The 14,536-nt window shown below is 71.5% G+C and carries 16 protein-coding genes; 2 read left to right on the top strand and 14 right to left on the bottom strand.

The window, feature by feature from the left end:
• Positions 1-78 precede the first annotated feature (78 nt).
• From groL to IG78_RS0112380, 3 genes are all read right to left on the bottom strand, one after another.
• Positions 79-1,707, bottom strand: coding sequence for a chaperonin GroEL (gene groL, locus IG78_RS0112390; RefSeq protein WP_030562186.1), 1,629 nt, complete (start codon positions 1,705-1,707; stop codon positions 79-81).
• Positions 1,708-1,824: 117 nt separating this feature from the next.
• Entirely contained in the window at positions 1,825-2,133 is a 309-nt protein-coding gene (gene groES, locus IG78_RS0112385; RefSeq protein WP_004955293.1) for a co-chaperone GroES, read from the bottom strand.
• A gap of 788 nt (positions 2,134-2,921) precedes the next feature.
• On the bottom strand, positions 2,922-3,923 hold the full coding sequence (locus tag IG78_RS0112380) for a polysaccharide deacetylase family protein (RefSeq protein ID WP_078965520.1): 1,002 nt from the start codon (positions 3,921-3,923) through the stop codon (positions 2,922-2,924).
• Positions 3,924-4,005: 82 nt separating this feature from the next.
• On the opposite strand from IG78_RS0112380, the gene IG78_RS0112375 reads away from it, so the two are divergent.
• Complete coding sequence (locus IG78_RS0112375) at positions 4,006-5,223, top strand: class I SAM-dependent methyltransferase (protein WP_030562181.1); 1,218 nt, start codon at positions 4,006-4,008, stop codon at positions 5,221-5,223.
• An 81-nt stretch (positions 5,224-5,304) separates the two neighbouring features.
• On the opposite strand, the gene IG78_RS0112370 is transcribed toward IG78_RS0112375, so the two are convergent.
• The 7 genes from IG78_RS0112370 to IG78_RS52145 form a co-directional block, all read right to left on the bottom strand.
• Positions 5,305-6,609: an RNA polymerase sigma factor gene (locus IG78_RS0112370; protein WP_030562179.1), complete on the bottom strand. Its 1,305-nt coding sequence runs from the start codon at positions 6,607-6,609 to the stop codon at positions 5,305-5,307.
• A gap of 65 nt (positions 6,610-6,674) precedes the next feature.
• Positions 6,675-7,058 carry a YciI family protein gene (locus tag IG78_RS0112365; RefSeq protein WP_030562177.1) on the bottom strand — a complete coding sequence of 128 codons (384 nt, stop codon included), beginning with the start codon at positions 7,056-7,058 and terminating at the stop codon, positions 6,675-6,677.
• A 347-nt stretch (positions 7,059-7,405) separates the two neighbouring features.
• Positions 7,406-7,657: a hypothetical protein gene (locus tag IG78_RS0112360; RefSeq protein WP_030562175.1), complete on the bottom strand. Its 252-nt coding sequence runs from the start codon at positions 7,655-7,657 to the stop codon at positions 7,406-7,408.
• Complete coding sequence (tsaD, locus tag IG78_RS0112355) at positions 7,654-8,769, bottom strand: tRNA (adenosine(37)-N6)-threonylcarbamoyltransferase complex transferase subunit TsaD (protein WP_030562173.1); 1,116 nt, start codon at positions 8,767-8,769, stop codon at positions 7,654-7,656. The genes IG78_RS0112360 and tsaD overlap by 4 nt, the downstream gene beginning before the upstream one ends.
• Complete coding sequence (gene rimI, locus IG78_RS0112350) at positions 8,762-9,358, bottom strand: ribosomal protein S18-alanine N-acetyltransferase (RefSeq protein WP_037686242.1); 597 nt, start codon at positions 9,356-9,358, stop codon at positions 8,762-8,764. Before rimI ends, tsaD begins: the two co-directional genes overlap by 8 nt.
• A 74-nt stretch (positions 9,359-9,432) precedes the next feature.
• Positions 9,433-10,089, bottom strand: coding sequence for a tRNA (adenosine(37)-N6)-threonylcarbamoyltransferase complex dimerization subunit type 1 TsaB (tsaB, locus tag IG78_RS0112345; RefSeq protein WP_030562168.1), 657 nt, complete (start codon positions 10,087-10,089; stop codon positions 9,433-9,435).
• 9 nt (positions 10,090-10,098) lie between these two features.
• Complete coding sequence (locus IG78_RS52145; RefSeq protein WP_263972734.1) at positions 10,099-10,230, bottom strand: hypothetical protein; 132 nt, start codon at positions 10,228-10,230, stop codon at positions 10,099-10,101.
• Between IG78_RS52145 and IG78_RS0112340 the strand changes: the two genes are divergently transcribed.
• Entirely contained in the window at positions 10,193-10,741 is a 549-nt protein-coding gene (locus IG78_RS0112340; protein WP_078965524.1) for a hypothetical protein, read from the top strand. The two genes, IG78_RS52145 and IG78_RS0112340, sit on opposite strands and share 38 nt — an antisense overlap.
• Positions 10,742-10,799: 58 nt before the next feature.
• On the opposite strand, the gene IG78_RS0112335 is transcribed toward IG78_RS0112340, so the two are convergent.
• The 4 genes from IG78_RS0112335 to alr form a co-directional block, all read right to left on the bottom strand.
• Positions 10,800-10,988 carry a hypothetical protein gene (locus IG78_RS0112335; RefSeq protein WP_030562164.1) on the bottom strand — a complete coding sequence of 63 codons (189 nt, stop codon included), beginning with the start codon at positions 10,986-10,988 and terminating at the stop codon, positions 10,800-10,802.
• 197 nt (positions 10,989-11,185) lie between these two features.
• Positions 11,186-11,698 (bottom strand): tRNA (adenosine(37)-N6)-threonylcarbamoyltransferase complex ATPase subunit type 1 TsaE, encoded by a 513-nt coding sequence (gene tsaE, locus IG78_RS0112330; RefSeq protein ID WP_030562162.1) that lies wholly within the window; start codon positions 11,696-11,698, stop codon positions 11,186-11,188.
• Positions 11,699-11,769: 71 nt separating this feature from the next.
• Complete coding sequence (locus IG78_RS0112325; RefSeq protein ID WP_030562160.1) at positions 11,770-13,029, bottom strand: alpha/beta fold hydrolase; 1,260 nt, start codon at positions 13,027-13,029, stop codon at positions 11,770-11,772.
• 13 nt (positions 13,030-13,042) lie between these two features.
• Positions 13,043-14,203, bottom strand: a complete 1,161-nt coding sequence (gene alr, locus IG78_RS0112320) for an alanine racemase (RefSeq protein WP_030562158.1) — start codon at positions 14,201-14,203, stop codon at positions 13,043-13,045.
• Positions 14,204-14,536 lie beyond the last annotated feature (333 nt).

The raw sequence follows: 14,536 nt of genomic DNA, 5'->3' as shown, positions 1-14,536 counted from the left end.
GGAGTCGGGCCTTAGTGGCAGCTCGGGCCAGCCGACCGCTCGGGCCAGCCGACCGCTCAGGTCAGCCGACAGCTCAGGTCAGTGCGAGTGACCGTGGCCGTGGCCGTGCCCGGCGTCGCCCTCTTCCTCAGCCGGCTTCTCGACGACCAGCGTCTCGGTCGTGAGCAGCAGCGAGGCGATGGACGCGGCGTTCTCCAGGGCGGAGCGCGTCACCTTGACCGGGTCGATGACGCCGGCCTTGACGAGGTCGACGTACTCACCGGTCGCGGCGTTGAAGCCGAAGCCCTTGTCCAGCTCGCTCACCTTGGTGGTGATGACGTAGCCCTCGAGGCCGGCGTTCTCGGCGATCCAGCGCAGCGGCTCGACGACGGCGCGGCGCACGACCGCGACACCGGTGGCCTCGTCGCCGGTCAGGTCGAGGTTGCCCTCGAGCACCTTCGCGGCGTGCACAAGGGCGGAGCCACCACCGGAGACGATGCCCTCCTCGACCGCGGCGCGGGTCGCGGAGATGGCGTCCTCCAGACGGTGCTTCTTCTCCTTCAGCTCCACCTCGGTGGCGGCGCCGACCTTGATGACGCACACGCCGCCGGCCAGCTTCGCGAGGCGCTCCTGGAGCTTCTCGCGGTCCCAGTCGGAGTCCGTGGCCTCGATCTCGGCCTTGATCTGCGCGACGCGGCCCTCGACGTCGCCGGAGTTGCCGCCACCGTCGACGATGGTGGTGTCGTCCTTGGTGATCGTCACGCGGCGGGCGCTGCCGAGCACGTCGAGGCCGACCTGGTCGAGCTTGAGGCCGACCTCCTCGGCGACGACGGTGGCACCGGTGAGCGAGGCCATGTCGCCGAGCATCGCCTTGCGGCGGTCGCCGAAGCCGGGGGCCTTCACCGCGACGGCGTTGAAGGTGCCGCGGATCTTGTTCACGACCAGGGTCGACAGGGCCTCGCCCTCGACGTCCTCGGCGATGATCAGGAGCGGCTTGGAGGAACCGGCCTGGATGACCTTCTCCAGGAGCGGCAGCAGGTCCTGGATGGAGGAGATCTTGCCCTGGTGGATCAGGATGTACGGGTCGTCGAGGACGGCCTCCATACGCTCCTGGTCGGACACCATGTACGGCGACAGGTAGCCCTTGTCGAAGGCCATGCCCTCGGTGAAGTCCAGCTCCAGGCCGAAGGTGTTGGACTCCTCGACGGTGATGACACCGTCCTTGCCGACCTTGTCCATCGCCTCGGCGATGAGCTCGCCGACCTGCTGGTCCTGGGCGGAGAGCCCGGCCACGGCGGCGATGTCGGACTTGTCGTCGATCGGACGGGCGGTGGCGAGGAGGTCCTCGGAGACCGCCTTGACCGCGGCGTCGATGCCCTTCTTCAGGGCGGCCGGGGAGGCGCCGGCGGCGACGTTGCGCAGGCCTTCCTTGACCAGGGCCTGGGCGAGCACGGTGGCGGTGGTGGTGCCGTCACCAGCGATGTCGTTGGTCTTGGTCGCCACCTCCTTCACGAGCTGGGCGCCGAGGTTCTCGTACGGGTCCTCGACCTCGACCTCGCGGGCGATGGTGACACCGTCGTTGGTGATGGTGGGAGCGCCGAACTTCTTGTCGATGACGACGTTGCGGCCCTTGGGACCGATCGTCACCTTGACCGTGTCGGCAAGCTTGTTGACGCCGCGCTCGAGGGCGCGACGGGCGTCCTCGTCGAACTTCAGGATCTTCGCCATGGGAGCGGTTCAGCCCTCTCGGATACTCGGGTTCAACGGGCTACGCCCCTCGCCGCCCGGCAATCAGCGGGGTGACCAGGGGCGCAGCTCGAAAGCAAAACTGGTGAAGCAGGTGAATTACTTCTCGATGATCGCGAGCACGTCGCGGGCCGAGAGGACGAGGTACTCGTCGCCGTTGTACTTCACCTCGGTGCCGCCGTACTTGCTGTAGAGCACGACGTCGCCGACCTTCACGTCGAGCGGCAGGCGCTCGCCGTTCTCGAAACGGCCCGGGCCCACGGCAAGGACAGCGCCCTCCTGGGGCTTCTCCTTCGCGGTGTCCGGAATGACCAGGCCAGAGGCCGTGGTCTGCTCGGCGTCGAGCGGCTGGACCACAATGCGGTCCTCAAGCGGCTTGATGGCAACCTTGGAGCTGGCGGTCGTCACGATCCGACCTCCCCCTTCGGAGATCTCGCGGGGTTAACTGATCTGAGGTGGCGACCAGGTGGATCCGTCGTCGCGGGTGCCGGACCTGCCCGTCGCTGTTGGCACTCTCCAGTGGGGAGTGCCAGGCCTGAGACTAGGACGACGATTAGCACTCGGTCAAGCGGAGTGCCAATGGACGCGGCTCACGGGCGAGCGTGGCTGGTCTCCGGGACCGGTTTTCCCGGGTCGGGATCCGGCGCTCCCGCGCCCCGGCCCGGGGGTTTCGTGGCCGCGTCCAGGGGTTTCACGCCCACGTCCGGCGCCCACGTCCGGCGGTTTCGTGCCCACGTCCAGGGGTTTCGTGTCCGTTTCCGGCAGCTTCGGGTCCGCGTCCGGCGGTTTCCTCGCCGGGCGTGGCGTTCTCGCGTCCCGGCAACGTCCGGACCCGGCCGCAGGTTCCGTGGCGGGCGGCGTGGCTGGATCCTTGGCCGGTTCGGTGGCGGGTTTCGTGGGCACGGACTCCGTGGCCGGTTTTGTGACCGGTTCCCTGGGCGCGGGTTCCGTGTCCGGCTCCGCGGGGGAGGGTTTCGCGGGCGGCGGGGCGGCGCCGGGGCGCCCCGTGTGCGGGGGCGTGTCCGTCCGCCCGCAGTCTCTGCCGGGGTCCGCCCTCTTCGAGGGCATCTTTTCGGCCGCTTTCCGGCCGAGTCGCTCGATCGGGTCGACCGACTGCGCGCAACCGGTCAGCAGCATGGCGGGGGCCAGTACCCCCGCCGCGAAAGCCGCCGCCGCCCGGCCGCGCGCCGGGCGGCTCACAAGTAGTCCTCCAGCCGCGCGACCGCGTACCCCTTGGCCGTGACCTTCTTCAGGACCGTGCGGACCATGTCGGTCATCGTGCCGTTCCAGTCCTCACGCCCGCGGAAGTGCGTGAGGATGATGTCGCCCCGGTGCAGGTCCTTGTCCCACTCCCGCCACTCCATGTGGTCGGCGAAGCCCTCGGAGGCCCACAGCGGCACCGCCTTGATGCCGCAGGACTTGGCGGCGCGCAGGGTGTTGCGGTTGTAGTTCCCGTACGGCGGCCGGAACAGCTCGGGCCGCTTGCCGTACCGCTTCTCGATGGTGTCCTGCATCCCGCAGATCTCCCGCCGCTGCTTCTTGTAGGAGAGCCCCGGCATATAGCGGTGGTTGAGCGTGTGGTTGTTCAGTACGACGCCACGGTCCTGCATCTGCTTGAAGTAGCCGTAGTCCTCCCTGACCAGGTAGTCGCTGAGGAACGCGGTGTACGGGATCTGCAGGTCGCTCATCATCCGCAGGAACGCCGGACTCTTCTCGGCGCCGTCGTCGACCGTCAGGAAGACGACCTTGTGCTTGGTCGGAATCGTGGTGAACACCGGCGGCAACTTCGCCTGCCCCTTGACCCCGAAGCCCTTACGGGTGGTGAGGCGCGGCTTCACGGCAGGCGCGGGGGGTGCCACGAGCGGGGTGCGCTTCAGCCCCCAGCGCTTCGCGGCGGCGGCGCGCGCGGCCTGTCTCGCCCGCAGGTCGTCGGCGTACTCGCGCAGCGCACGGGCGGGCGGGCCGAGCTCCGGCTGCTGACCGTGTGCGCCGGAGCCGCCCCAGTTGTCGCCGTCGAAGGAACAGCCGGAGACGATCGTGGTGGCGACGATGGTGGTGCTCAGGACTCCTGCGGCGAGCGTTCCCTTACGGGACTTCCCTTTTCTACGGGGCTTCCCTTTTCTGCGGGGCTTCCCGTGACGGGGCTCCCCCGTCCAGGGCTTTTCCCTTGATTGTTCGTTTTGTCGTACTTGTCGCATGGCGCCGGATCCTCGCAGTTCAGCCGCCCCGTACGGCACCGACACCGCCGCCGCACGCGCACCTTCCTCCGACTGGCCCACAATGGGCGGCGTGAACGATCCGCTTGCCTCCTTCGCCGCGCTCCGCACCGACGAGGGCCGCGCCCTCCTGGAATCCGTACGGGACGTCGAACCGAGCCGGGAACTGGCGGTCGCCACCCAACTGCGCCGCGAGCACCCCGCCGACCTCGTCTCCGCCGCGCTCGCGCAGGGGCGCCTCCGGCAGCGGGCGGTCGCGAAGTTCGGCGCCGCCGACGCCGCCCGGATGTTCTTCACCCCCCACGGCGTCGAACAGTCCACGCGCACCTCCGTCGCGACCCACCGCGCCCGGCGCTTCCGCGACCCGGCCGGGCTCGGCGGACTCGGCGTACGTTCCGTCGCCGACCTCTGCTGCGGCATCGGCGGCGACGCGATCGCCCTCGCCCGCGCCGGCATCTCCGTCCTCGCCGTCGACCGCGACCCGCTGACCTGCGCCGTCGCCCGTGCCAACGCCGAAGCCCTCGGCCTTGCCGACCTCATCGAGGTCCGCGAGGCCGATGTGGCCGACGTGGACACCTCCCCGTACGACGCCGTCTTCGTCGACCCCGCACGGCGCGGTGGACGCGGCCGGATCTTCGACCCCGAGGCCTACTCGCCGCCCTTGTCCTGGGCCGTCGAAGCCGCCCGCAAGGCGCCGCGCGCCGCCCTGAAGATCGCACCCGGCGTTCCGCACGACGCCGTGCCCGAGGAGGCGGAGGCCGAGTGGATCTCCGACGGGGGTGACGTCAAGGAAGCCGTCCTGTGGTTCGGCACCGACACCCCCGCCGCGCACCGGGCCACCCTCCTCCCCGGCGGGGACACACTGGTCTCCCCGCGCGCCACCATGCTCCCCGACCCCGGCGTCCGGCCCGTCGGCCGTTTCCTCCACGAACCCGACGGCGCCGTCATCCGCGCCCACCTCGTCGCCGAGGTCGCCGCCCGCGTCGAGGGCGGCCTCATCGACGAGACCATCGCCTACGTCACCTCCGACACCGCCGTCACCACGCCGTACGCCACCACGTACGAGATCACCGACCAACTCCCCTTCAACGTCAAGAAACTGAAGGCTCTGCTGCGGGAGCGGGGAGTCGGTGTCCTCACCGTCAAGAAGCGGGGGTCCGCGGTCGAGCCCGAGGAACTCCGCCGCAAAGTGAAGCCCCAGGGGCCTGGGGCCGCGACCGTCTTCCTGACCCGGGTCGCGGGCTCACCCACCATGCTGGTGGGGCACCCGCACCGGTCTTAGCCCCTCCGGCGTTTGAGAAGCGGGGTCTGGGGCGGAGCCCCAGGATCGGGAAGGGGCGGGACCGGGCGCCCCCGCGAGGGCTTACCCCCGCACCCCCTTCAACTTCCGCAACAACAGCTCCCGCTCCCGCGCGTTGCGGGCGAGCCCCGCCGCCCGCTCGAACTCCACGCGGGCCTCCGCACAGCGGCCCAGTCGGGCCAGGAAGTCCCCCCGCACACTGGGCAGCAAGTGATACCCCCGCAGGGCGGGTTCGCCCACCAACGCGTCCACGAGCGCCAGCGCCTCCTCGGGCCCCTGCGCCATGGACACCGCGACCGCCCGGTTCAACTCGACCACCGGCGACGGCGCCCGCACCGCCAACAGCCCGTACAGCGCGGTGATCCGCCCCCAGTCCGTCTCCTCGTACGACGCCGCGTGCGCATGGCACGCCGCGATCGCCGCCTGGAGTACGTACGGCCCGTGCCCCGTCCCGTCGGCCACCCCCTCCGCCCGCTCCAGCGCCGCGAACCCCCGCCGGATCAGCATCCGGTTCCAGCGGCCCCGGCTCTGGTCCTTGAGCAGTACGGGCTCCCCACCGGGCCCCGACCGCGCGGCGGTGCGCGACGCCTGCAGTTCCAACAGCGCCACGAGCCCGTGCACTTCGGGTTCCTTCGGCATCAGGGCGGCGAGCCGCCTGGCAAGGCGCAGAGCGTCCTCGCACAGGGCGGGACGCACGTAGTCGTCGCCCGTCGTCGCCGCGTACCCCTCGTTGAAAATCAGGTAGATGACGTCCAGGACCGAGCCGAGCCGGGCCTCCCGGTCCGGGCCGTAGGGCACTTCGAACGGAACGTTCCTCGCGGCCAGCGTGCGCTTGGCGCGGACCACGCGCTGGGCGACCGTCGGTTCGGGGGCCAGCACGGCGCGGGCGATCTCCGCCGTGGTGAGGCCGCCCAGCAGGCGGAGCGTGAGGGCGACCCTGGCCTCCGGCGAAAGGACCGGGTGGCACGCCGTGAAGACCAGGCGCAGCAGGTCGTCGTCGATGGCCTCCGGGTCCTCGACGAGCTCCGGGATCTCGTCCAGGTGCGGCGGCGCGGTCTCCAGGTCGCGGCCCATCTCGGCGAGCTTGCGCGCGTAGCGCTCGCGCCTGCGTACCAGGTCGACGGCGCGGTGCTTGGCCGCGGTCGTGAGCCAGGCGCCCGGGTTGTCGGGGACGCCCGAAGCGGGCCACTGCTCCAGGGCCGCCACCAGCGCGTCCTGCGCCAGCTCCTCGGCGATGCCCACGTCCCGTACGATCCGGGCGGCGCCGGCGATCACTCGTGGGGCCTCCATGCGGAAGACCGTCTCGATGGTGCGCTCGACGCTGTGCTCGGGGTGGCGGGGGTGCTCAGACGCGTGGTCCACGGCCATCCATCAGAGCACCCCTGGCCCCTCTGCGCAAAGGATCTCCGCGCAGAGGATCTCCGCGCAGAGGATCAGGCGTCCGGGCCCACGCCGGGGATGCCTGCCTCGCCGATCTCCCTGACCTCCACGGTGATCGTCCAGTAGTCCTCGTGGACCTTCAGGAACCGCTTGGTCCACTCGACCGCCTCGGCGCTGTCCCTGGCCTGGAGGATGGAGTAGCCGCCGATGACCTCCTTGGCCTCCGTGAACGGGCCGTCCGTGACGGACAGGTGGCCGTCCTGCCAGTGGACCCTGGTTCCTTCCGAGGTCGGTGCCAGGCCTGCCGTGTCGAGCAGTACGCCCTCCTTGGCCATGCCTTCGAGCAGCTCACCCATGCGCTGCTGCAGTTCGGGGCTCGGGCCGGTTCCGTGCGTCTCGTTCTCGTCGATGCGGATCATCGCCAGGTAGCGCGGCATGGTGGTGCCTCTCGTTCGTTCGGTGGGCAGGCGGTCTCGCCCGGCCTCTCACCCCTGCGTCGAACGGCAGGCCCCCCTATCGACATGCTCTCGGGACTTTTTCGCCTTTCCGGTTGTGGGGGTGGCGGGGTCGTGGCGGTATGGCCGTGCTCGCGTAGTGGACACTGCCTGGTTTCACCGCGCCGTAAGTGTGTTGCTTGGCACGCTGCGCTCGGTCATACCGCCACGACCCCTCCGGTCGCGACAGCGTCTGCGGGCCGGTGCCTCTTGCGGCTTCCGCCGCCCGGCTGTTCCCCTCTGTGGGGGCAGGGCATGACCCAGGCACCGGGCTCCCGTTACGTGGGGGTTCAGTCCACCGGCTCGAAGCGCCAGCGGTGCGGCGGGCGGGACACCAGCTCGGGCGGGGGGTCCGGGAGTTCGGGGAGCTTCGCTTCGTACGGGGCGTCCCACCAGGTGATCACGAGCACCCGGTCCGCGGGGGCCCGGAAGGTCTCCCGCCGCACCGGGCCAGGATCGAGCACCTGCCCCCGCGCCCAGTCGAGAAGCTCAGGCCCCCGCCCGGCCTCCGCCCGGGCCTCCCACATCAGCGCGACGCTCATGAGTACAGGTTGCCCTTCGCGACCTCGTGCACGTGATCGTGCGAGTGAGCGTGAGTGTGGGCGCCGGGGACGTGGGGCTCCGTCACGGGGAGGGACGAGTCCGCCGACAGGGCCAGGTCGGAGGACGCCCGGTTACGGGCAACCATCTCGGCGCCCAGCGCAGCCACCATCGCCCCGTTGTCCGTACAGAGCTTGGGCCGCGGCACACGGAGCCGGATCCCGGCGGCCTCGCACCGCTCCTGCGCGAGGGCCCGCAGCCGCGTGTTCGCCGCCACCCCGCCACCGATCATCAGGTGGTCCACGCCCTCGTCCTTGCAGGCCCGCACCGCCTTGCGGGTCAGCACGTCCACGACGGCTTCCTGGAAGGACGCCGCCACGTCCCGTACCGGAACCTCCTCGCCCGCTGCCCGCTTCGCCTCGATCCAGCGCGCCACCGCCGTCTTGAGGCCGGAGAAGGAGAAGTCGTACGCCGCGTCGCGCGGGCCCGTCAGGCCCCGTGGGAACGCGATGGCGTCGGGGTCGCCCTCGCGCGCGTAGCGGTCGATGACCGGGCCGCCGGGGAAGCCCAGGTTCAGGACGCGCGCGATCTTGTCGAACGCCTCCCCCGCCGCGTCGTCGATCGTCGCCCCGAGGGGTCGTACGTCGGAGGTGATGTCGGTGGACAGGAGCAGGGAGGAGTGGCCGCCGGAGACCAGGAGGGCCATCGTCGGCTCCGGGAGCGCGCCGTGCTCCAACTGGTCCACGCAGATGTGCGACGCCAGGTGGTTCACTCCGTAGAGGGGCTTGCCGAGGGCGTACGCGTACGCCTTCGCCGCCGAGACCCCGACGAGCAGCGCGCCCGCGAGGCCGGGGCCCGCCGTCACCGCGATGCCGTCCAGGTCGGAGGCCGCGACACCGGCGTCCTTCAGGGCGCGCTGGATGGTCGGGACCATCGCCTCCAGGTGCGCGCGGGACGCCACCTCGGGGACGACGCCGCCGAAGCGCGCGTGCTCGTCGACGCTGGACGCCACCGCGTCCGCAAGCAGGGTCGTACCGCGCACGACGCCTACGCCCGTCTCGTCGCAGGAGGTCTCGATGCCGAGGACGAGGGGCTCGTCACGGGAGTCAGCCATGGATCTCGGTTCCTTGTACGCCGTTCAGCGGGCCAGGTGCCGCCTGGCCGTCGGTCGAGGGTTCGGGGGTGCCGTTCACGGAGGCCGGGACGGCGGAGGGGTCGGACAGCCGCATCACAAGCGCGTCCACGTTGCCGGGCTGGTAGTAGCCGCGCCGGAAGCCGATCGGTTCGAAGCCGAAGCGCTCGTACAGCTTCTGCGCCCGGGTGTTGTCCACGCGCACCTCGAGCATCACCTCGGTGGCCTCGAACGCGCTGGCGTGCCGCAGCAGCTCCGTGAGCAGGGCCGCGCCGAGGCCGGTGCCCCAGTGGTCCCGGGCGACGGCGATCGTCTGCACGTCGGCGGCCACCGCGGCGCCGTCGCCGGAGTCGCTGCCCGCGACCGCGACGCCGCCGTAGCCGACGAGGCGCTCGCCCTCGTACGCCACCAGATAGCGGCGCGTGGAGCCGGGACCGCGCGCGTGCGCCAGTTCCGACCAGAACATGCCGCGTGACCACGCGTCGTCCGGGAACAGCTCCTTCTCCAGGGCGAGCACGGGGTCGATGTCCCACCAGCGCATCTCGCGCACCACGGTGGCGGCCCGGTGCATCGTCCCGTGAGGCCCGGAAGGCTCGGTGGGCTCGGTGGGCTCGGTGGGTTCGACGGGCTCCGTCGGCTCCGTGGTCACTTGGGGGTGACCACCTTGTAGTTCTTGGGGACCTGCGCGTCGGGGCGGCGCAGGTACAGCGGGCGCGGTTCGGGGAGTTCCCCGCCCGCGGCCAGCTTCTCCGCCGCGAGGGACGCGAGGGCGGCTGCCGCCACGTGCTCGGGGGCGCGCACGTCGGTGAACGTGTCCGGGTAGAGCGCGGCGCCCGCGCCGACCGCGGGCAGGCCCGCGACCTCGGCCGCGATGTCCGCGGGGCGGTCCACCGCGGGACCGCCGGTCCGGGTGCGCGCGTTCTCGTACCGCGCCCAGTAGACCTCCTTGCGGCGGGCGTCCGTCGCCACGACGAACGGGCCGTCCTCGATGCCGGAGGCGTACGCGAGCCCGTCGAGGGTGCACACGCCGTACACCGGGACGCCGAGCGCGAGGCCGAAGGTGTCGGCCGTCATCAGGCCGACGCGCAGGCCCGTGTAGGGGCCGGGTCCGATGCCTGCGACCACGGCTGTGACGGCGTCGAGTCTCAGGCCCGCGTCGGCGAGCACGCGGTCCACGGCGGGGAGCAGCAGCTCACCGTGGCGGCGGGCGTCGACCTGGCTCGATGCGGCGATGACGGTCGTGCCGTCGTGCAGGGCGACGGTCACGGCGGGGGTGGCGGTATCCAGAGCGAGCAAGAGCACACAAACAGCCTACGGCTCCGGCGCCCGGCGTACGGCCGCCCCGGCGATGAGCACACCTGCTGCTACCGTCACCCAGTAGCCGTACGCACGGGAGGTGGCGCAGGTGTCAAGGAGCAGCTCGGGGTTCGTGGCCGGCCTCACCGCGGCAGCCCTTGCCGTGGTCGGATTCCTCGCCTACCAGGCCTCCGCCAGCGCCCCTGACGACCTCGGTGCCCGCCCCGACAAGTCCCCCACGGCCCCCTCGGCCCCGGAGAAGGGCAAGACCGACCCGCTCGCGCTGCCCGGCGGCTCGGGCTCCGGGAAGCGGGTCGTCTACTCCCTGGCGGGCGACCGGGTCTGGCTCGTCGGCGACTCCGACAAGGTGAAGCGCACGTACAAGGTGACGCCGAGCAGCGTGGACCCCGCGGCCGGTTCGTACACCGTGACCTCGCGCTCCGGCCAGGTCGTCGGGTCCGACGGGACGCAGATCGAGCACGTCGTACGGTTCGCGGACGTGAACGGCATAGCGATCGGGTTCAGTGCGGCGCTCAACGGCTCCACGGAGAAGCCGGACCCCGCGAAGAAGACCGGCGGCATCCGCTCGTCCCGCGCGGACGGCAACGCGATGTGGGACTTCGCGCTGATGGACGTCAAGGTCGTCGTCGTCCCCTGAGACGCCGCCCTCTGAGGCAACCCTCGATCGACCTCTGAGGCACCCCTCGATCGACGGCTCAGGCCGCGTCCCGCCGCCGTTCGTCCGCCCTGTTCACGGCCGTCGGGTGCTGCGGGGGCGCGGCCGGGGGCGTGGAGACCGCGTTCGCGGCGGCGCACGACGCCAGCAGATCGCTCATCGACCAGGCCGACGGCACCGAGGGGCGTGGGAGCGCCTTGGGCTGCGCATCGCGTTCTGAAGCCGGCATGGACGCCTCCTGGGGCTTCGGGGCAGACGTGGTTAGGTAGACCTAACCAGGACCTGGTATCCATGTGACCACGGACGACGCTTGCCGCGCAACATCTTGCCGACGGCTTGTCGGAAAGTTAGGGCGACCCTACAAGAACCCGGGAATTCGTGAACCCGGGAATGCGGGAACCCGGGAACCCCGGAACGCCGGAGCACTCAGGCCGAGAGCACCGTGAGGTCCGCCGCGGCCCAGCGTCCGCCGATGCCGTGCAGCGTGACCTCGCGCACCTCGTCCGTGGTGTCGCCGACGGCCCGGTCGATGACGATGTGCAGCCGGTCGTCCGAGAGCTCCTCGACCTTGCCGTCGCCCCACTCCACGACGATCACGGACTCCGGCAGGGAGACGTCGAGGTCCAGGTCCTCCATCTCGTCGAGGCCGCCGCCCAGGCGGTACGCGTCGACGTGGACCAGCGGCGGACCGTCGCCGAGGGAGGGGTGCACGCGGGCGATGACGAACGTCGGCGAGGTGACGGCGCCGCGCACGCCGAGGCCCGCTCCGAGGCCGCGGGTCAGCGTCGTCTTGCCCGCGCCGAGCTCACCGGTGAGCATGACGAGGTCTCCGGGGCGCAGGATCTTGGCCAGACGGCGGCCCAACTCGCCCATCTGGTCCGGCGAGTTGACAGTGATCTTGAGGGTGGTGGCGGGGGCCGGGCTGTGCGGTGCTTCCATGACGGCCACGTTAGCCGCTCGTGGGCCGTGCTCCGGCCGCCCCGCCACGGCACCCGGCTGTACCGGACGGGCTACATGGCGGCGTCGCGCACCTGCTCCTTGGCCCTGACGAGCAGGTCGGCGATGCGGTCGACGACCACCTCGGGGTGCTCCATCATCACCAGGTGCCCAGCGTCAGGGACGAGCACCAGTTCGGCGTCGGGCAGCAGGTCCGCGATGGCCTCGCTGTGCTCACTGGGGGTGACGAGGTCCTTGTCGCCCGCGAGGACGAGCACGGGCAGCCCGGCGAAGCGCTCCAGGGCCGCCGTCTTGTCGTGCTCGGCGAAGGCCGGGTAGAACTCCGCGACGACGTCGATCGGGGTGGACTCGATGAGCCGCTCCGCGAACCGCGCCACGGCCGGGTCGATGTCCCTGGTGGCGAACGAGTAGCGCTTGATGATGCCCGCGAACAGGTCGGCGGTGGCCCGCCGCCCCTTCTCCACCAGCTCCGCCTGCGAACCGAGCGCCTTCAGGACACCGGGCAGCACCCGCCGCACGGCGTTCATCCCCGCCACCGGCAACCCGAAGTTGACCTCGCCGAGCCGCCCGGAGGACGTACCGATGAGGACGACGCCCGCGACGCGTTCGCGGATCAGGTCCGGGAACTGGTCGGCGAGGGCCATGGTGGTCATGCCGCCCATGGAGTGCCCGACGAGCACGAGCGGCCCTTCCGGCGCGGCCGCGTCGATGACGGCTTTGAGGTCCTTGCCGAGCTGGTCGATGGAGACGGGCCTGCCGTCCTGGACCTGGGCAACGCCGCGACCGGAGCGGCCGTGGCTGCGCTGGTCCCAGTAGACGCAGCGCACCACGCCCCGCAGCGCGGCGCGCTGGAAGTGCCAGGAGTCCTGACCGAGGCAGTAGCCGTGGCTGAAGACGACGGTGACGGGCGCGGGAACCTTGCGCCCGAAGAGCCGAAGCCGCCGACCGTCCCGAGCGCCACCCGAGAAGCCCCGCCCCCCTACCTCCGCGTCCACGTCCGTGTCCGCCCGCACATAGGCCTCATCCACCTCATCGACTTCGTACGCGAGCTCCGTGCCGTCGTCCGCGTACGCCTTGCCGGGCATGCCGCGCAGGGAGCCGTAGGGCCCCGAGGAGTCGAGGGCGAGGCGGGCCTTCTTGCGCATGCCGCGCCCGACCGTCAGACGCTCAAGCGCGACACCGGCCGCGGCGCCCGCGGCGATGACGCCTATCGCGACACCGGCGATCCCGGCCCGCCGCCAGGAGGCGCCCGCCGAGACGGCCACTTCGGTCACCACGTCCACGGCGGCCGCCCCCGTGCTGCCCTCGCTCACGTACCGCTCCTCTTCAGTCGTCGGTGCCGTTCGGACCCTTGTTCACATGGACGCGAGGAACGCGGGAACCGATGCGTGTGACGATCTCGTACCCGATGGTGCCTGCCGCACGGGCCCAGTCCTCCGCCGTCGGCTCACCCTGGTCGCCGGGCCCGAAGAGCACGGCCTCCGAGCCGACTTCGGGCTCGTCGCCGCCGAGGTCGACGACGAACTGGTCCATCGCGATCCGTCCCGCGACGGTACGCAACTTGCCCCCGACGAGCACGGGCCCGGTGCCGGAGGCGTGCCGCGGGATGCCGTCGCCGTAGCCCGCGGGGACCAGGCCGAGGGTGGTGGCGCCCGGGGTGGTGTAGTGGTGCCCGTAGCTCACGCCGTGCTGCGCCGGGGCGTGCTTGACCGAGGCCAGGGCGGCGGTGAGCGTCATGACGGGCCGCAGACCGAAGTCCTGGGGAGCGCCGATCTCGGGGCTGGGCGAGATGCCGTACATGGCGATGCCGGGCCGTACGAGGTCGAAGTGGGTCTCCGGGAGCGTGAGGGTGGCCGGGGAGTTGGCGATGTGCCGCACCTCGGGCCGGATCCCCTGTTCCTCCGCGTACGCCACCATGTCGCGGAAGACGTCGAGCTGGGCCTTGATGGACGGATGTCCCGGCTCGTCGGCACACGCGAAGTGGGACCAGAGCCCGGTGACCTCGACCAGGCCGTCGGCCTCGGCGCGCAGTGCCTTGGCGACGAGCTCGGGCCAGTCGTCCGGCATGCAGCCGTTGCGGCCGAGTCCGGTGTCGGCCTTGAGCTGGACGCGGGCGGTACGAGTCGCCGCGCGGGCGGCGGCGGTGACCTCGCGCAGGGCCCAGGGGCCGCTGACCGAGATGTCGAGGCCGGCCTCGACGGCTTCGCGCCAGGGGCCGCCCGGGGTCCAGAGCCAGCACATCAGGGGGGCGTCGATGCCGGCCGCGCGGAGCGCGAGGGCCTCTTCCGGGGTCGCGGTGCCCACCCAGGTGGCGCCTGCTTCCAGGGCGGCGCGGGCGCACGGCAGCATTCCGTGGCCGTAGCCGTCCGCCTTCACCACCGCCATGAAGGCGGCGGTGGGGGCGTGGGCGCGCAGGGTCCGTACGTTCGCCCGAAGGGCGGCGAGGTCGATCTCGGCGCGGACGCGCGGCGGTGCAGTCTCAGTCATCGCCCCCAAGTCTCTCAGAGCCGCCCCCCACCCCCACATCAGCCACTACGGGCCGGTACAGGCCATGCCCTACGCCCACAGGACGGGGGAAACGGCAGGGCGGCGGAACCCGCAAAAGGCAGCGAACCGCGAGAGCCATCGACCGCAAGAGGCAGCGAACCGCGAGAACCATCGACCGCAAGAGGCACCGAGCCGCAGACGCTGGACGAACCGGAGGGGTCGTGGCGGGATGACCGAGCGCAGCGTGCCAAGCAACACACTTACGGCGCGATGAACGAGGCAGTGTCCACTACGCGAGCACGGCCATCCCGCCACGACCCCGCCACCCCCACA

Source organism: Streptomyces aureocirculatus, assembly GCF_000720475.1.
Classification (GTDB): Bacteria; Actinomycetota; Actinomycetes; order Streptomycetales; family Streptomycetaceae; genus Streptomyces; species Streptomyces aureocirculatus.
The sequence above is the reverse complement of the archived record's forward strand: the minus strand, read 5'-3'. Positions and strand labels throughout refer to the sequence as shown.